Source organism: Rhodoflexus sp. (assembly GCF_053489755.1).
On record NZ_JBRCHD010000034.1, the window covers coordinates 32,533 to 50,390 of the forward strand.

At 47.3% G+C, this 17,858-nt stretch carries 13 protein-coding genes; 8 read left to right on the plus strand and 5 right to left on the minus strand.

Translation table 11 applies throughout. The features are described from left to right. The first annotated feature begins 73 nt into the window (after positions 1-73). The 5 genes from ACWIP2_RS07425 to ACWIP2_RS07445 all read left to right on the plus strand — a co-directional run bounded on the left by ACWIP2_RS07425 (position 74) and on the right by ACWIP2_RS07445 (position 7,785). Positions 74-946 (plus strand): Rpn family recombination-promoting nuclease/putative transposase, encoded by an 873-nt coding sequence (locus tag ACWIP2_RS07425; RefSeq protein WP_448519283.1) that lies wholly within the window; start codon positions 74-76, stop codon positions 944-946. Positions 947-972: 26 nt separating this feature from the next. Beyond that, entirely contained in the window at positions 973-3,687 is a 2,715-nt protein-coding gene (locus ACWIP2_RS07430) for an NADH-quinone oxidoreductase subunit 5 family protein (protein ID WP_448519284.1), read from the plus strand. A gap of 33 nt (positions 3,688-3,720) precedes the next feature. Next, the gene (locus tag ACWIP2_RS07435; protein ID WP_448519285.1) at positions 3,721-6,444 is read left to right on the plus strand and encodes a SpoIIE family protein phosphatase; all 2,724 of its coding nucleotides are present in this window, start codon (positions 3,721-3,723) and stop codon (positions 6,442-6,444) included. 5 nt (positions 6,445-6,449) lie between these two features. Further along, on the plus strand, positions 6,450-7,376 hold the full coding sequence (locus ACWIP2_RS07440; RefSeq protein WP_448519286.1) for a S66 peptidase family protein: 927 nt from the start codon (positions 6,450-6,452) through the stop codon (positions 7,374-7,376). 178 nt (positions 7,377-7,554) lie between these two features. After that, positions 7,555-7,785, plus strand: a complete 231-nt coding sequence (locus tag ACWIP2_RS07445; RefSeq protein ID WP_448519287.1) for a hypothetical protein — start codon at positions 7,555-7,557, stop codon at positions 7,783-7,785. Here the strand turns inward: ACWIP2_RS07445 and ACWIP2_RS07450 are convergent. The 3 genes from ACWIP2_RS07450 to ACWIP2_RS07460 all read right to left on the minus strand — a co-directional run bounded on the left by ACWIP2_RS07450 (position 7,782) and on the right by ACWIP2_RS07460 (position 12,247). Next, positions 7,782-10,262 carry a ligase-associated DNA damage response DEXH box helicase gene (locus ACWIP2_RS07450; RefSeq protein ID WP_448519288.1) on the minus strand — a complete coding sequence of 827 codons (2,481 nt, stop codon included), beginning with the start codon at positions 10,260-10,262 and terminating at the stop codon, positions 7,782-7,784. The two genes, ACWIP2_RS07445 and ACWIP2_RS07450, sit on opposite strands and share 4 nt — an antisense overlap. A gap of 119 nt (positions 10,263-10,381) precedes the next feature. After that, a complete protein-coding gene (locus ACWIP2_RS07455; RefSeq protein ID WP_448519289.1) occupies positions 10,382-11,170 on the minus strand; it encodes an ABC transporter substrate-binding protein in 789 nt (262 codons plus the stop codon). 3 nt (positions 11,171-11,173) lie between these two features. Beyond that, positions 11,174-12,247, minus strand: a complete 1,074-nt coding sequence (locus ACWIP2_RS07460) for a phosphotransferase family protein (RefSeq protein ID WP_448519290.1) — start codon at positions 12,245-12,247, stop codon at positions 11,174-11,176. 196 nt (positions 12,248-12,443) lie between these two features. On the opposite strand from ACWIP2_RS07460, the gene ACWIP2_RS07465 reads away from it, so the two are divergent. From ACWIP2_RS07465 to ACWIP2_RS07475, 3 genes are all read left to right on the plus strand, one after another. Then, positions 12,444-13,424 (plus strand): M23 family metallopeptidase, encoded by a 981-nt coding sequence (locus ACWIP2_RS07465; RefSeq protein ID WP_448519291.1) that lies wholly within the window; start codon positions 12,444-12,446, stop codon positions 13,422-13,424. 157 nt (positions 13,425-13,581) lie between these two features. Beyond that, the gene (locus ACWIP2_RS07470) at positions 13,582-14,784 is read left to right on the plus strand and encodes a thioredoxin family protein (protein WP_448519292.1); all 1,203 of its coding nucleotides are present in this window, start codon (positions 13,582-13,584) and stop codon (positions 14,782-14,784) included. A gap of 2 nt (positions 14,785-14,786) precedes the next feature. After that, positions 14,787-15,545: a hypothetical protein gene (locus tag ACWIP2_RS07475; protein ID WP_448519293.1), complete on the plus strand. Its 759-nt coding sequence runs from the start codon at positions 14,787-14,789 to the stop codon at positions 15,543-15,545. Positions 15,546-15,551: 6 nt separating this feature from the next. On the opposite strand, the gene ACWIP2_RS07480 is transcribed toward ACWIP2_RS07475, so the two are convergent. Together ACWIP2_RS07480 and ACWIP2_RS07485 are read right to left on the minus strand one after the other, a co-directional pair. After that, positions 15,552-16,871, minus strand: a complete 1,320-nt coding sequence (locus tag ACWIP2_RS07480; protein ID WP_448519294.1) for a WG repeat-containing protein — start codon at positions 16,869-16,871, stop codon at positions 15,552-15,554. Positions 16,872-16,921: 50 nt separating this feature from the next. Next, complete coding sequence (locus tag ACWIP2_RS07485) at positions 16,922-17,695, minus strand: SDR family oxidoreductase (protein ID WP_448519295.1); 774 nt, start codon at positions 17,693-17,695, stop codon at positions 16,922-16,924. Positions 17,696-17,858: the final 163 nt, after the last annotated feature.

A 17,858-nucleotide genomic window follows, 5' to 3' on the forward strand; every position in this document is an offset into this window, starting at 1 on the left:
GTAGTAAAATTATACATTTTTTATTAGCAGAATGCCGTAGGCATGACACCTCACTATTGCAGTAAATTGTAAAATGGGCAAGCGACTGATTCACTTTGACTGGGCTATCAAGCGGCTACTGCGCGATAAGGCTAACTTTGTCGTACTGGAAGGTTTTTTATCCGAATTGTTGTTTGACGATATCAAAATTCAGAAGATTCTGGAAAGCGAAAGCAATCAGATTTCTGATGATGATAAGTACAATCGCGTGGACATTCTAACCCAAAACTCAAAAAATGAGCTGATTATCATAGAAATTCAAAATACCTACGAGATAGATTACTTCCAGCGCATGGCCTATGGTGTGTCAAAGGCACTGGCGGAAAATGTTTCTTTGGGACAAGTCTATCGGGAAATCAAAAAAGTGATTTCGGTTAATATTGTTTACTTTGATTTGGGACAAGGCGAGGATTACATTTACAAAGGCACAACTTCCTTTCTTGGACTGCACGCCAAAGATGTACTGCAACTTTCAAAGCGGCAAAAGTCTGTTTTTGGTAAAGCACATGTGTCGGAAATTTTTCCCGAATATTACATCATCAAAGTCAACCAGTTTAATGATGTTGCTAAAAATACGCTTGATGAGTGGATTTATTTTTTGAAAAACAGCGAGGTTAAAGACGAGTTCAGAGCCAAAGGTTTGTCGGAAGCCAAAGAAATTCTGGATATTATGCGTTTGGATAAGGAACAGCAATACAGCTACAACCGCTATTTGGACTATCTGCACTACAAAGCGAGCGAGGCTTTTACATTAAAAGTAACTGCCCAACAAGACATGCAACTTGAAATCGCTAAAAATCTACTCAAACGTGGGATTGCGTTAGAAATTATCGCGGAAAGTACCGGGCTACCGCTTGCTTTTGTGGAACGCCTGCGCGACGAAGATTTTAACTTTGAGCCTCTTTAACCCTTAAAATCCCCTTACTTTGCCCTATGCAAACACTATTGTGGGCAATTTTACCGCTGGCAGGGGCGCTAATAACATGGCTCTTACCGCTCCGTTGGGGCAAAACCATTCCGGCATGGGCGACGCTTGCCGCACTCTGTGGTTTTAGCTATACCTATGCCGTACAGGATTTTTCGGATACCTTCGGCTGGCAATGGGCTTCCCAAATTGCTTTTCGCTGGGCGGCAGATGGCACAGCTGTTACGATGATGTTGATGGTCAATGCCGTTTCGTTTGCCGTGCAGGTCTATTCGTGGGGCTACATGCGGCACGAACAGCGCCAACGCGACTATTTCGCGCTGCTGGGGCTGTTTACCTTTGCTATGAACATGCTGATTATCAGCGCCGATTTGCTGTCGCTGTTCTTTTTCTGGGAAATTGTCGGCTTTTGCAGCTGGGCGCTGATTGGCTTCTGGCGCGAAAAAGCGCCGGCGGGCATGGCTGCCAACAAAGCCTTCCTCATCAACCGACTGGCAGATTTGGGCTTTCTAGCAGCGCTGGGCGGCATGTGGGCGGCTTATGGATCATTTGACCTCGCCGTACTTGGCAACGGCAGCGAATTTTCCAAATGGCACTGGCTCATTGGCGCAGGACTGCTGCTGGCAGCGATGGGCAAGTCGGCACAGTTGCCGTTTTCCGTGTGGCTGCCCGACGCGATGCAGGGGCCAACGCCCGTTTCCGCGCTGATGCACGCCGCCACAATGGTTGTTTCTGGCATTTACCTACTGATCCGCATATTTCCTGCATTAGGCGCTGATATTCAACTAATTGCTGCTGGAGTTGGCAGCTTAACGGCGCTTGTGGGGGCAGCAGCAGCCGCTACTCAATACGATTTGAAGCGCATTCTGGCCTATTCTACTATTTCGCAACTGGGGCTGATGCTGGCTGCGGTGGGTGCGGGCGATCCCGATGCCGCCTTTTTGCACCTGTTAAGTCATGGTTTCTATAAGGCTGCTCTGTTTTTGTGTGCAGGCATAGTCATCCATGTTGCACATACGCAGGACATCCGCCAAATGGGTGGCATGAGGCAGCAACGATTTTTGTTTGTTGTTTTCACGCTGGCGGCCGCAGGGCTGGCGGGTGTGCCGCTGACGGCGGGTTTTCTCACCAAAGAAACTGTTTTATATGCAAACCTGACAGGTCTTCAAGACCCATCAGGTTTATTCGGCTTGATTTGCTTTTTAATGCTGCTCGTCGCTTCGCTAGGAACGGCGTTCTACACCGCCCGCATGTGGTTTCTGGTATTTTATTCACAAAAGCGCAATGACATTGATTATCAGGAAGTTAAAATAGCAACAAGCGAGCGTGTGGCACTTTCGGCATTAGCCATCTTTATTCCGTTCATTGCTTTTTCATTGTTGCCGTTTAGCTGGTCAGCAAGTTTATTGACTTTTCAAATAAGTCTGCCGCAAGAGGCTACTCCGCTGTGGTTGGCGCTGCTGTCGCTGGCTTTGCTGGTAGGAGGCGCCGGCTTTGCTTGGCGGATTTACTGCTGCCGCACCAATATATTGCAACAAGATGAAAGTTTGGCAAAGCTGCCCGGCTGGCGAACGGCATACAATTTTTTATATTTGGACACGCTTTACCACAAGCTCTGGCAAAACAGCGGAACAGCCTTTGCGCAGTTTTTAGCATGGAGTAAGCGTTCTGCACCTGTTCCAGAGCCAAAAATTTGGCTGGAAGGTGGTAAGTATCTGACTGTCAGCGCTATCAGTCGTTGGTTGGAACAGAAAAGCCTGCCAACTCTGGTTGCGGGCAGCAGGCGCATAGCGGCTTGGGAGCAGGCGCTGTTAGACCGCCCGATAGACCTGTTGGCAAAAGCAACAGTCGTCATCGGGCACGTGCAGGCATGGATTGACCGCACAATAGTGGACGGAGCAGTCAAAGGAATTTACCAAATAATCGGCATCATGGGCAAACGCATCCGAACCATGCAAAGCGGCAAAGTACAGAGCTACTACATAGGCGCACTACTGTTTTGTCTCTTGCTGTTGCTATTCTTGCTTATGTCCTGCGAGCCTGTCAATCGCGAACGCGGCGAGATTTCAGAGACAGCGCGCGCCGAAGTTATCCCTCCTGACTTGACATCGGTAGTCAAAGATTTTACAGACAACCGCGCAATTTTACTGGCACAAATCGAGACGCTGGCACAGGACACAGACAGCACCCTGCAAACCCTGCCGCCGCCCGAAACAACCGACGAGCCGGCAGCCACAGACGATACTCCCGTCAATAATCCGCCTGCCAACAGTGCCGAAAGCCTCAAAAGCCCGCTGGAACGCAAAGTAGATGAGTGGGAGCGCGAATGGGAAGATTTGCTCATGCGCTACGAGCAAATGCGCATTTCCTTGCGTACTATGGCAAATTCGCGCGACTATTATTTTGAGCAGATGAATCGCCAAACCGCGCAGATTTCCGACAGCCGTCTGCGCAAAACTGAATTTAAGCGCAACAGTCAGGCGCTGGCAGCATTTAACCGCAGCTATCGGCAGTGGTATCGCGAACTGGGCGACATTAGGCAGCGGCTCTATCGCGGGCGCGATATCCGCCTGCTGATGCACACCGCAGTCATCCGCGAACAGTTTGATAATGAAGCACTTGGCAACGTCCGCAGATACATCGCTGAAACCCGCAACCTTTTGCAGGAGACCGACTCACTGCTGCGGGCAGGCAACGACATTGCCACAGGCAAAAGCAATTGAAATAAAGCCTCATGTACAAAAACTTTTGATTTTATGCCGCATAACGCTAACTTTACAGACGTACTTTACAGGGCTTCATACATTTTCTATATGCAGCAATTTGGCTTCAAGTTAAGCATCCTTTTTTCATCCCTATGGCTACTGATAGCAGGATCACTCTTCGCACAGCAGGACTTCACCATTACAGGCAAAGTACTTGACACGCAGGGCAAGCCCGTATCGGGTGCAAAAGTCTCTGTAGAAAGCAGCGCTTTCACCGATACCGATGCCAACGGCTATTTTTCTATTACGCTTTCCAAAGCGATTGACCAACAGCCAAAAGACGTGCGCGTATTGCGCAGACATATGCGCCTGAAAGATGTACGCTACCTTGCCAACGTGCGCGAATTTAGAATCCAGATGCAGGATGCACCGGGCTTTTTTCAGGGACAGGTGATTTCTGCCGACGGCAATCCGCAGCCTGCAACTGAAGTGATGATAAAAGCCAACGACAAGTCCGAATCGGTAGCTACCGATTCCAAAGGTTTCTTTTTTACCCAATTGCCTGAAGATGTTCCGCTCACCAAAGAAATTTCGTTTAGTGTAGCAGGCAACAGAATTGCACCGGACAGAATTACTGTATTCCAAAATGCAGGATTTGTTATCCTCCGTGTTCCAAAACCCGCCCCTGTTGCCGCTAATAAAGATACCGAAGAAAGCAAAAAAAATATTATCAGCGTTACTGTGTACGACGAGAGTTACCTGCCGATACCTAACCTGAAATTAGAAGTAGATGGAACAACTTATACAACTGACAGCGAAGGCAAATTTGTTATCAAATCGGCATATATAGATGTCAGCAAGTTCAGTGTAGAGGGCTACGAAATTGCCAAATTTGACTTTGATACACAAGGTAATTACGTGTTCATTGTCGTTAAATCTGAAGGCAGTACGCCTATTATTCCTATGCGCGAAAGCATAGACTCTATGGTGATAGACTATCGCAACGACTTCTACGGCATCATTAACGAGCTGGAGATGCGCAAGCAAATACTTTCCGAAAAAAGCAACCAGATTCGCCAAGAAATGGAGCGGGTAGCAGAAAAACTAAACAACCAGCCCGATATATCGCCCGTACAGCGCGAAAACCTGAAGAAATACCTTAAAAATCTTGAATTAGCACTCATAGAAAACGATGTTGCGTATGAAAATGCCCAGCAGAAATCGCAGGAACTCATTGAGCGACTGAAGTCAACCATCCTTGAGAAAGACGACCGCATCACAACTGTTGAAACGCAGAAACAAATTACGATTCAGATTTTATACGTCGTTGCTTTTGTGGCATTTATCCTGTTGCTGGCTATCATATTTGGTTATCAGGCATTGCGCAAAATCAACCAGCAAAAGCAAGAGATTGAAAGGCAACGCGATGAAATCACACAAGCATACAACAATATCAAAACTCTGAGCACCATCGGGCAAAAAATTACAGCTACGTTAGACTTTAAAACCCTGATTTCCACTATCAATACCAATGTGATCTCTTTACTGGATGCTTCTGTATTTGGTGTGGGTATTTTCAATGAAGCAGAGCAAAAAATAGAGTTCATGGACTTTATGGCAAATGGCAAACAGCAGTCATACCATGTCGAGTCCATGAGCAGTAACAATAACTTTTCGGTCTGGTGTCTGAAAAACAGAAAAGAAGTAGTGATTAACAACCTTGCGGTAGACTATGCCAAGTATTTGAATACCAATAACTTTACCGTTACGGCAGACATGCCGAAATCCCTCTTGTACCTGCCATTAGTACGCGACAACAAGGCGATCGGTGTCATTACGGTACAAAGCATGAAAAATAACGCCTATACCGACATTGACTTGAAAGTACTCGGTACACTGGCTTCGTATATTTCTATTGCACTGGACAACGCAAATGCTTACGAGATTATTCGTCGCAGAAATAAGGACATAACAGACAGCATCCGATATGCACAAACGATCCAGCAGGCAATGTTGCCAAGTCCTGCGCAAATGAAGGAAACCTTCGGCGAATACTTTGTGATTTATCGTCCAAAAGACATGGTTTCTGGCGATTTCTACTGGCTCGACAAACTCAAAAGCGATGGTGATGACAACGCCCCAGCCACATCGTCATTGTCATACTCCGGTAATAAGGTATTCTTTGCTACCATCGACTGTACCGGTCATGGCGTGCCGGGTGGCTTTATGACCTTGATCGCCAATCAGTTGCTTAATGAAATTGTCAGCCTGCGCAAAATCCACGATCCTGCGATGATCATTGAAATGATGGATCGCAAAATCCGTAGTATTCTCAAGCAAAACGAGAAAGTGAACGACGATGGCATGGATGTTTGCCTCACCATGCTGGAGCGGATGGATAGTGGTAAAATGCGCATCGTTTATGCAGGCGCGCGTCGTCCGTTGTATTTCTTTACTGCAAAAGAACACAAACTGCACGATCTTAAAGGCGATCGCGCATCGTTGGGCGGGCCACAACGCAAAGACTACAGCTACAACCGTTACGAACTCATACTGGATAGAGGTGATATGATTTATATGTTCACTGATGGCTTTGCCGATCAGAATAATCCCGATAAGCAAAAGTTTACTACCAAAGCCCTTCGTGAAATGCTGGAGTACTACGCGACCAAGCCGGCAGATCAGCAAAAAAGCCTCATAGAAGCGAGTTTAGATGCACACATGAACGGTGCAGAACAGCGCGATGACATTACAGTCATTGGTATTCGCATCTAACGTAAATGTTTCCTGCGTCCTTACAGCCCGGTGATACTATTGGGCTGATTAGTCCATCCGGCTCACTTTACGAAGAAGCGCCTTACTTACAGGCGATACATCTGCTACAGTCCCTTGGTTTTCGCGTGCGATGCGGTCGCTATTGGCAGGCAAAATGGGGCTATCTGGCAGGCACAGACGAGCAGCGACTCGCAGACTTACATGCAATGTTTGCTGATCCCGAAGTGAAGGCAGTCATTGCTTTTCGCGGCGGTTGGGGTGCAGCGCGTTTGCTACCACATATCAACTTCGAGCTGATTGCTGCTAATCCTAAAATACTAATGGGCTACAGCGACATTACCACGCTGTTGCTCGCCGTGCATGCTAAGACAGGATTGATCACTTGGCACGGGGCAGTTGCCCGTGACTTGGGCGGCACCCTCACCTTAGAACGTTTCAAGACACTGTTATGTAGTCCGATACAAACGCAAGATACGGGCGCAGTCATACTACACAACAGCCATATGATCCAATCCGACCAACAACTCTGGGTTATCCAATCGGGTAGAGCCTCAGGTAAACTGCTGGGCGGCAATCTGACTGTTTTGTGTTCACTCATTGGCAGTAACTACCTGCCTGACTGGAAGGATGCCATCTTATTTTTAGAAGATGTTGGAGAAGCTACCTACCGAATTGATCGGCTTTTTTGTCAATTGAAACTGGCCGGAATCTTAGATCAGATTGCCGGTATTGTGCTTGGCAACTTCACGAATTGTCCGGAAGGTAAAGGCGCTTACAGCCGACCATTAGATGATATACTGACAGAGTATCTTCTGCCATTACGTATTCCTGCATTTGCCGGTGCTCAGTTTGGACACATTCAGGAAAAGGTTATTCTTCCGATAGGCGCTCATGTGCATATAGATGCAGCTAAGGGAATAATTAGGTGCTGATTTTTAAATTCAGCATAAAAAAGTTACACACATATATAAATAGCTTATTTGTAATATAATGCGGTATTTGTTCAATTTTTTACTTGATTAGGTTCATCAAATAAAAAAAACAGAATTATTTCAGGAATCCGTTTTTTTATATATTTGTAATATGCGTTCTAAATATTACATCTATTTTATGAAACCTAATGATAAGGTTATCAAGTCTGCCAAAAGATATATGGTCGTGATTAGTGGCGAAACTGCCTCTGCAGGCGGAAAGCGTTTATCGGGTAGTGGCGTAGGATTCGGTGATAATCGAGAAACTGCCTTAGCAGATGCTAAGCAAAACCTTTCCCGACGCTTACCACAGTGGTCGGAGTACCTGAACAATTACATCATCATCGAAGAAAAGGAGTTTTTCGGTTAAAATCCCGAAGCAATATCTTCCAGACGCAGCGTCATTCTGCCAATTCGTTCTTCCAGCGTTTCCGATGACATTTGTTCGCGAAGCCTGTCCACTAAAATAGGGAAAGCAAACGGCGTAGGATTTTTTGGGCGTTTCAATGCAATTTTTTGATGCCCGATGCGTTGCAAAGCCCCTTCCAATCGCTTAAAGTCTAACTGGATGTTCACTACTTCGTTGTAAGCCTGTTGTACCAGCAAGTTGTCGGGGTCGTATGCTTCCAGCACATCAAACAGCAGTTTAGATGATGCCTGTAAATGCTTGAACGTAACATTCCTGCCCGGATAGCCCTGAAAAATAAGCCCGCTGATGACCCCAATGTCGCGGAATTTGCGTCGCGCCATCTCAGTTTGGTTCATGCTTGCCTGAATGTCTTCTTGCAGATTCTCAGCGCTGAATAAATCCTCTGCCAGCGCCTCTTCAATCGGTATGGGTTGGTCGGAAAGCAGTTCAAAACCGTAGTCGTTCATGGCAATGGAAAAAGTGATGGGCTGCCGCACCATGAGCCGATAGGCGACTACCGCCGCCAATACTTCGTGTACCCAACGCCCCTCAAACGGGTACACAAACAGATGGTAACCCTCCTGTGTTTGCAGGTATTCAATCAATAACTCATCCAATCGCGGCACCAGCGACCAGCGCTGCTGCAATTCCAGTATAGGGCGAATGGTTTGCATTTCTATTTCGCGGCTTTGTTCCCAACCCTGCATTTTTTCGCGCAGCAGCCCCGAGAGCAGCGAAGAGAGCGGCGCGCGCCCCCCACCCCATCGCGGCATTTGTCCCGACTTTTTCTTGCTGTTGCGCACTTGCGCCACCATGTCTTTCAGGCGCACAAACGCAAGGCTTCTGCCTGCAAACCAAAAGGTATCGCCTTCTTTCAGCCGCGAAATGAAGGACTCTTCCACTGTTCCGATGAACCCGCCGCTGACGTACTTCACTTTGATGACAGGGTCGCTGACGATAGCGCCGATGCTGAGACGGTGCAACATCGCAATGCGGCGGCTGCGCACCTTGTACAAGCCCTGCGCATCGGCTTCCACTTTCTGAAACTCATCGTACTGCGCCAAACCTGCGCCGCCTGTGGTAATGAAAGACAGCGCCCAAGCCCATTCATTGGTTGTTAGTTGGTGAAAGGCATGGGTAGCCGTAACTTCGTCAAACAGTTCATCGGGCATGAATCCGTCCGATACGGCAAGCGTAACCATGTACTGAATCAGCACATCGTAGCAGTTTTGCAGCGGCGGGCGTTCTTCTATCACATGGTACCTAACCGCATGACGCAGCGCACTGCCTTCTATCAGTTCCAATGAATGCGTAGGTAAGAAATAGATGCGGCTTGCCTCACCCGGGCGGTGTCCGCTTCTGCCTGCCCGTTGGATAAACCTGCCCGCGCCTTTGGGGCTGCCAATCTGAATGACGGTATCCACAGGGCGGAAATCTACCCCCAAATCCAAACTGGACGTACAAACCACGACTTTAAGTTTTTCGGCGTGCAAGGCTTCCTCTACCCACGTGCGGATTTCATTGTCTAACGAACCGTGATGCATTGCAATCAGTCCCGCCAATTCGGGCGCGGCTTCCAACAATTTCTGATACCATATTTCGGTCTGGCTGCGCGTATTGGTAAACAAAAGCGTGGTTTTGCTTTGCTCAATAATCGGTAAAACCTTGTACAACAGATTGATGCCCAAATGCCCCGCCCAAGGGAATTTTTCCACAATATCGGGCAGGATAGAAATCACCTGAATCGCTTTTTCAATATTTGCTTTGATGATACAAGGCTGAAAATCAGCCGCTTGTCGCCGAAGCGGAAAGGTGAGCACATCCGCCGCCTCTTGCAGGTTGCCAATCGTTGCCGAAATGCCCCATACCCGCGCTTTGGGTTGCAGGCGCAATAAATGCGCAATCGCCAATTCCATTTGTACGCCGCGCTTTGTTCCCATCAGTTCGTGCCACTCATCTACGACGATAGCTTTCAGGTCGCTGAAAAACGCCGCGTGGTCTTTGGTCGCAAAAAACAGATGCAGACTTTCGGGTGTGGTAACCATACATTCCGGCGCGTTCTTGCGCTGTTTCTGGCGCTCTGCGGCAGAAGTATCGCCCGTTCGCAGCGCCACTCGCCACGGAATTTCCATTTCATCGCAAGCGCGTTGCAGCGCCGCTTGCAAATCTTTGGAAAGCGCCCGCAGCGGGGTAATCCATAGCGCCTGCAAACGTCCGGGCGGCTTGGCGGTTGCCCCCGTTGCGCCGCCCCTTTGCAGATAATCGGCAAGGCAAGGCAGCCACAGCGCATAAGTTTTGCCGCTTCCCGTAGGGGCATTGAGCAAGCCCGATTTCCCTTCCAAAAATGCCTGCATACATTCCTGCTGAAAGGGCTGTATCCGCCAATTCTTAGCGGCAAACCAACGGGCGATATGGGGGTGTAGGAGTGTGGAGTTCACGTTTGGATTTGACTATTGCAATATTTTGAATGATTCGCAACCGCACGACTACATCAATTTTACAGATTCTTTCCGGAAAATTGGGCGCTTGTAGCCTTTGCGATTGAACCTTTTTAGAATTAAACGAACGCTTTTAGATTCCTCAATCTTGCCAAATAAGCTGCGCTATGCCGCAAACGGCTGCCATACCACGAAAACATTTCGCCATCTACCAATAAAATCTGCGCATCGGGCAACATTTGCCGCAATTCAGCTATGTGCTTTTCGCGAAAAGGAAAGGGTTCGGAAGAAAGAAAAACCAAGTCGGGGGCAAGCGCGCGGATGTCCGCCTCGCTCAATTCGGGGTAGCGACTTGCCGTAACGGCATTTTGCCAGCCACCGCGTTGCAGCATTTCATTAATGAATGTTTGGCTGCCCGCTGCCATCCATGGCTTGCGCCAGATGATGTACAGCGCGCGCTTTGCCGTTTGGTAAGCCGCCAGTGCTGCAAAACTATTTTCAATTTCCTGCGCAATCGCTTCTGCTTTGGCTTCGGTTTGCGTCAGTTCACCGATGGCGCGAATCATCGCCAGCGAATCGGCTAAGGTACAGATGTCGCTCATCCAGACGGGGTAGTGTTGCGATAGTTCTTCTATGCCTTCCTTGTAATTTTCCTCTTTGTTGCCAACGATTAAATCGGGCTGCAAACGATGAATTACCTCTAAGCGAAAATTTTTTGTTCCGCCAATGATGGTTTTGCCTTTTACCGCTTCGGCAGGATGAATGCAGAACTTGGTAACGCCTACAATGCGGTCGCGCAAGCCCAAATCAAACAGCAGTTCGGTTTGGGAAGGAACTAAGGAAACAATGCGCTGAGGCGGCGCGGGTATTGTTACCTGCCGCCCCATTTGGTCGGTGAACGTGGGCATCGGCTACCTCCAGTTGCTGATTCTGCCAAATTGAATTGCTTTTGTTGCACTTTCGCCGCAGGCATGAACCAAGTGAATAAGATTGGCAAAGCGCGGGTCTTGTGTGAAGCCTTTTTTGTAACGGGCATAAATCTGCTGCACAATCACCCCGATTTTGTAGCAACCAAACACGTAGTAAAACAGGATATTGTCAAGGTTTCTGCCGCTTGCTTCGGCATAGCACTGTGCTGCTTCTTCGCGGTTCATATTGCCGGGGAAGGCCGTGAGCGAAAAGGCTTGGAGCATTTTGGGGCTGTCGGCATCTGCCCAGTAGCCCAGCGTTGTACCCAGATCCATCAACGGGTCGCCAACAGTGGCCATTTCCCAGTCCAAAACGGCGATAATTTCCGATAGGTTGTCAGGGTTCAGCACCAAGTTGTCGTATTTATAGTCATTGTGAATTAGCGAAGGACTGTTTTCGGCGGGCAGGTTGTTGCGCAGCCAGTACGCCGCCTTGTTCATGGTCAGCACATCGTCAGTAGCGGATTTTTCATAGCGGCTAATCCAGCCCTCCACCTGCCGTTGCACGTAGCCTTCGGGCTTTCCCAATCGGATTAAATCCGTTGCATAAATATCAATGGCGTGCAAATCTGCCAGATTCTCTATGGTTGCCTTTGAAATAGCCCGCATTTTCTCCGCCGTCAATTCCATGCCTTGAGGCGGGCGGTTGCGCAAAATCAGCCCTTTCACGCGCTCCATCACGTAAAACTCTGCTCCGATAACCGAAGCGTCATCAGTGTAAATCAGCGGCTTAGGAATTTTTGAATAGACAGGCTCCAGCGATTTCAAGATGCCGTATTCGCGCCGCATATCATGCGCCGATTTAATGTTGGCACCAAATGGCGGACGGCGCAGCACAAGCTCCTTGTCCCCTACTTGTACAAAATAAGTCAGATTAGAAAAGCCCGCAGGAAACTGCGCTACGGTTACTTCACCCTGCCAATCGGGAAAGTGTTGCCGTAAAAAAGCGGCTAAGTTGCTGATATTCAGTTCTTCGCCTTGTCGAATATCGGTGGGGTTATCTATGCGGTTGTCCATATGTGCTGTGCTTCTGAGGTGTTAATGTTAGCAAGATTTGTTCTGAATAAAAATAGAAGAGGCACACAAATTTTTATCGGAAACTTTATATTTGCGCAATACGACTATTAAAAACTTGTTAAAAATTTCAGATTCAGGGGAGAAGTTACTTACTTGCACCCTGTTTGGATTAATGTTGAACTAAACCTTTTGCTAAATGGCAAAGATCAAGTACTACTACGACACGGAAACGTGTAAGTATGAAGAGATTAAAAGATCAACTTCGGAAATCCTCATCAATTTCTTTGGCTTTATTTTTCTCGCCGCATTCATGGGTTTCGCGCTATTAAAGTTATTTTCTTATTACTTCCCATCCACTACAGAGGCAGCCCTCCGACAAGAAAATGAGGAACTCCTTCTCAAATACGAGATTCTTGCCCGCGATATGCAACAAACTGCTAACATGTTGGCATCGCTGCGCGAACGGGATGACAAAATATACAGAATGATTCTCGAGGCAGACCCTATTCCAGATGAAATCCGCAACGGCGGTATCGGGGGTACAGAAAGATACAAGGAGTTATTTGCAGAAGGTTTGAAACGCGAGGAACTAATTGTTGCTAATTTCCGAAAATTGGATCAGCTCAGAAGGCAAGCCTATGTACAATCCAAGTCGTACGACGAGCTGAACAAGTTGTACAAAGAACGCGAAGAACGTATAGCAGCCATGCCTGCCATTCGTCCGGTAGCCGAAAAAGATGGTGCTATGTTTATTTCAGGCTATGGCATGCGGATGCATCCTATTTACAAGGTTTACAAATTTCACAGTGGATGCGATTTTTCAGCGCCTACCGGTACGCCAGTGTATGCAACGGGCGATGGCAAGGTGCGCATGGCAGATTACGACGGCGGCTATGGTAAATGTATCGAAATAGACCATGGATACGGTTATGTTACCAAGTACGCACATCTCTCCGCTTATTCGGTAAAAGTTGGGCAAAAGGTGAAGCGCGGACAGATTATCGGTAAGGTGGGCAGTACAGGTACCTCTGTTTCGCCACACCTGCACTACGAAGTAATTAAGAAAGGTCAAAAAGTAAACCCGATTGCTTATTTCGCTAACGATTTGACACCCGAGCAGTACGCTGCCATGCTTCAAATTGCCGAAAGAGATACCCCATCTTTGGGCGGAAACTAATCCGACACACAATTTGACAGCTAAAAAGCCGCCTCATATAGGTGGCTTTTTAGTTTTTTTGCCACAATTATGGATTTAGTACGGGAATTGTAACTAAATTAGTTACGGGGTTAGATGCATTTGGCATGCCCACTCATCAAACACAAAAAAATCAATTATGAAGTCTTTTTTGAAAAACGGCATTCTATTTATTAGTGCTGTACTGCTTCAAGTAACCTCATTTGCACAAGGCATTGCTTTCACCAAAGGAAAATGGCAGGAAATACTTGCCAAAGCAAAAGCCGAAGACAAACCTATCTTTGTTGATTTCTATGCCGAATGGTGTGGCCCGTGCAAGTTCATGGCAAAAACCGTATTTACCGACGCTCAAGTAGCAGACTATTACAACAAGAACTTTATTTCTGTCAAGATTGATGCGGAGAAGGAAGAGCCGGAGCTGGTACGTGCATCACAAATCGAAGCCTATCCTTCGCTATACTATTTCAGTGCTGATGGTAAAATCATCAATAAGAATATTGGCGCTTTGGACAAAGCCGAGTTTATTGCATTCGGAAAAAAAGTAATCAACGGTCAGATTGCCGCCAAGGAAATTCCTGCCTTGAAAGCCATGTACGAGGCCAACCCTGATGATGTCCTTGCTGCCCGAAACTATCTGCTGGCGCTGGCGCGAACCAACGGTGGAGATGCAGAAAGCAAAGCAGTTGCTACTGCTTATTTGTCAAAACTTACCGAGCAACAACTTCAGGAAGAGGATAATTGGACAATTATTCAAAGATTTGTTACCGATAGCGACAGCCGCGAATTTAAGTATGTGTTAGATAATGCCAAGTTATTTTCAGAAAAGTACGGCAAGGGGCTTGAAGCGTTTGTGGTTCAACATATGGATGCTGTATTGACCGCTGCAGTACAACAGCAGAATATAGGTAAAGCCGATCAGGTAAAGCATATGTATGTTAATTTGATGCAGGCTACCAATCCGGAAGCGCGTCAGGCGGGTTTCTACGAAGGAATTATTGATATGTTCTACTATCAGGGCACTGAGAACGAGGCAGCTTATGTCAAGTCGCTGATAGATTGGATGGATCAATACAACAGCGAAGACAGAGACGAACTGATGCGTCGTTCGATGGAACTGGCTTCTCGCAGCAAAGAAGCTAATCCTTTAGCCAAAGCCCGCGAGTGGTCTGCTAAGGCACTCAAAATGGGGGAAGATGCGATAGCCTACTATGTACACGCTTTTGTACTGGAGCAATCCGGTGATAAAACGAATGCAAAGGCTTTCGCCGAGAAGGGCTTGAAGCAAAATCCTGAAGAGGAGCTGGAAGCCTACCTGCAAGAATTAATTGATCGGGTCAAATAAATATGCAAACGAAGCTATTCTTCTGGCTGCTGGGCATGGGTATATCTGCTTCAGTTGATGCACAGCAGCCCTCTACTACTAACACTACGCCTCCAAGCGGGATTAATGCCCAGCAAAATCTGGATGCACTAGGCAGCCCTGCTCTTGGAGGCAGTAACGTTGTTCTGTCTTTTGATACGCGCTACAAAGGATTTCTGAATAGCCCCTATCTCTTAGAGTCATGGGTGAAAGGCGATCTTCTGTTCAAAAACGGCACCAAGTACTCAGAGATAGACTTAAAACTGAACACTTACAGCGACCAGATCATTGTGCGCAAGCGCGATACAGGCGACTCAATTATCGTGGATAAGGATGCTGTTAAACAGTTTATGTTGGTTGATGACAAAGGGCAGCAAATGTTTTTCCGCAAGTTGACTAATCCGGAAACTAAGCTGACAGGATTTTTCCACGTATTGTACGAAGGAAAGCAGTATAACCTACTGGCACATTACAAAAAAACCATCTTGCAGGCAGACTACAAGGGGGCTTACAGTGCAGGTCGCTACTACGACGAGTTCCTAACCGCAACAACCTACTACTTAGTTGCCAAAGAATCATCCGCATGGACGAAGTTAAAAACCAATGAAAAAGCGATTCTAAAAGCATTGAACGACGAGGATGGTAAACTCAAAAACTTTGTGAAGGCAAATAATCTGAACCTCGCTAAAAGTCAGGAAGATATAGTGCGATTAATTCAGGAAGCAGACAGGGCAGGTAACTGATGTATATTATTTCTTGTTGGCGGCAGGTAGATCGGGGAGTGCTACAAATTGTTCCTCACCACCATCTTTGATGACTTTAAAACCTCCTGCACGCTCTACAAACTCTATCGTTTTGTATTCACACGGTAAAATTTCGCGCCCTTTTGTATCAATGATGCCAATTTTACCGCTTCGTTCTATCTTGACAAGCGAGAGTACATATTCGCTCTGGCGGCGCTTGTTGGTAGGCTGTACTACAAACTCCATATGATCGCAAGGGGTACATAACTCCTTGCGATCACTGTTAATGAGCAGCCACTTGCCATTTTTATATACAGGCGCACCACCCTGCCTGAAGCCTACAGTAGTATCATACTGGCAGTTAATTTTATTTTTACCTTCTTCGTTGATAAAGCCCCACTGGTTGCCTTTGCGGACAGCTGCCCAGCCACTACCAAAAGGCAACAGTTCATCCCACTCCGGATTGCTCTGGAATTTGGTAGTCAGGTTCAGAAATGCCCATTTTCCGCCTAATTTCATGCGCAGCAGCAAATCTCTTTCGGTTTTTCCTTTGATTTCTTTTTCCAAATATTGCAAAAATTCAATGCGCTCAAACTCTGTTTTCAGTACGAGTCCGTTGCGGAGTTCCATCATGCCATATTTGCCTTGGCGACGCACCAGCACAATCTCGGGAGTAGTTGTTTTGCCTTGCTCATCGGTAAGCAGGATAATGTCGTCGTAACTGGGGCGGATGAGTACCTCACCTTTGCCGTTAATCAGCCCGAACTTGCCTAATTGCTTGACCTTGGCGACCATAGAAGCCGGATGTGTGCCTGAACAACTGGCAGGAAGCAGGCTAATATCCTGATAGTCAAGTATGGTGATCGGTTTTCCGCTGTAGTGAATAAGCCCGACCGCACCGCCTTTTTCCACTTTTAAAATACCTTCCCAGCGCGTACAGGTAGAGTCTTTGTTATTGAAAAAACTGATGCGGTCGTAGGCAGGGGTAAGCAATACTTTACCCGTATCGTTGGCGATGCCTTCCAGATTCTGCTGGCGAATAATGATCAGATTGCGTCCAATGCCACTAATAAAAGCGGAGTCGCGTTTTTCAAAGGTAGGCTGAATAGTGATACCTGCCGCGGCAGCTGCCAGTGCTGCACTATCCAAAGGTTTTTTTACCTCAGGCATCACCGGTCCATCGCGCCTGACCTGATTGCTTGGCCCTTGTCCACGGTTCACGCCCGAGGGCAGTGTTCCGGCATCTTTGGGCATTTTGCGCTGGGCAAAACCATTGAAAAAAAAGCCTGAAAAGCAACAAATCAGTAAACAAGCAAACAATCGCATGGCAATAATTTTGGTTTTACTGAATAAACGGCAAACTTGTTGCCAATATTTTACAGCCCGCTGATACTCAGCCCGCCATCGGCAATAATATTCTGCCCTGTGATATAGGAGGATTTGTCCATCGCCAGAAAGGCAACGGCAGCAGCCATTTCTTCGGGTTGTGCTACGCGCCCCATCGGAGTACGGCTCAGGATATGTGCTATGCGCGCCTCGTTTTGCAACACAGGCGCAGCCAGCGGAGTAACCGTGTACCAAGGGGATACTACATTGGCGCGAATGCCTTCCTTTGCCCACTCTACGGCAAGGCTGCGCGTCATTTGGATCAGCGCTGCTTTAGACATAGCATAAGGCGACCCCGTGCCAATATCCAAATTGCTGCCTGCAACGGAAGCGATGTTGATAATAGCTGCCTTTCCCGATAGTTTGAGCAGGGGATAGAGTAGCCGCGCCCATTCAAAAGGCGCTAACATATTGACAGACAGTATTTTTTCGTATTCTTCGCAGCTATATTCCGGCGTTTTTTTGCGAATATTGATGCCTGCATTGTTGACCAGTACTTCTAATTTTTGCCAGTTTGCAACCAGCCAGTCATGCACTCTTTGGCGGTCATCTGCGCTGCTTACATCGGCAGCAATGCCTTTGATTTGCGCGTTCGGGTAGCGCACAGTCCATTCTGTTTCCATTGCTGCAACCTCATCTGCATTGCGGGCAGTGAATAGCACGTCAGCGCCTAATTGCAAAAATTCTTCCACAACGGCTTTGCCAATGCCTTTTGTGCCGCCCGTAACAAGCGCCTTTTTATGTTGCAATGTCCAGCTTGACATCGGTTGAAATTTTTTATGAATGAAATTACACCTTTTCCATCTTCCACTCGGCTACTTGCTTGGTTTTGCCCGAAAAACTGATGCCCAGCAGATAGATTTCTTTATCCGTTGTTTGTGTCCCCACAAACGACTCTTTTCCCCCCACAAACGACTTGTAATAACC

Excerpts from the sequence above, each read along its gene's own strand:
- ACWIP2_RS07425 (WP_448519283.1), top strand. The coding sequence starts at position 74 with ATGGGCAAGCGACTGATTCACTTTGACTGGGCTATCAAGCGGCTACTG.
- ACWIP2_RS07430 (WP_448519284.1), top strand. The coding sequence starts at position 973 with ATGCAAACACTATTGTGGGCAATTTTACCGCTGGCAGGGGCGCTAATA.
- ACWIP2_RS07435 (WP_448519285.1), top strand. The coding sequence starts at position 3,721 with ATGCCGCATAACGCTAACTTTACAGACGTACTTTACAGGGCTTCATAC.
- ACWIP2_RS07440 (WP_448519286.1), top strand. The coding sequence starts at position 6,450 with ATGTTTCCTGCGTCCTTACAGCCCGGTGATACTATTGGGCTGATTAGT.
- ACWIP2_RS07445 (WP_448519287.1), top strand. The coding sequence starts at position 7,555 with ATGAAACCTAATGATAAGGTTATCAAGTCTGCCAAAAGATATATGGTC.
- ACWIP2_RS07455 (WP_448519289.1), bottom strand. The coding sequence starts at position 11,170 with ATGCCCACGTTCACCGACCAAATGGGGCGGCAGGTAACAATACCCGCG.
- ACWIP2_RS07460 (WP_448519290.1), bottom strand. The coding sequence starts at position 12,247 with ATGGACAACCGCATAGATAACCCCACCGATATTCGACAAGGCGAAGAA.
- ACWIP2_RS07465 (WP_448519291.1), top strand. The coding sequence starts at position 12,444 with ATGGCAAAGATCAAGTACTACTACGACACGGAAACGTGTAAGTATGAA.
- ACWIP2_RS07470 (WP_448519292.1), top strand. The coding sequence starts at position 13,582 with ATGAAGTCTTTTTTGAAAAACGGCATTCTATTTATTAGTGCTGTACTG.
- ACWIP2_RS07475 (WP_448519293.1), top strand. The coding sequence starts at position 14,787 with ATGCAAACGAAGCTATTCTTCTGGCTGCTGGGCATGGGTATATCTGCT.
- ACWIP2_RS07480 (WP_448519294.1), bottom strand. The coding sequence starts at position 16,871 with ATGCGATTGTTTGCTTGTTTACTGATTTGTTGCTTTTCAGGCTTTTTT.
- ACWIP2_RS07485 (WP_448519295.1), bottom strand. The coding sequence starts at position 17,695 with ATGTCAAGCTGGACATTGCAACATAAAAAGGCGCTTGTTACGGGCGGC.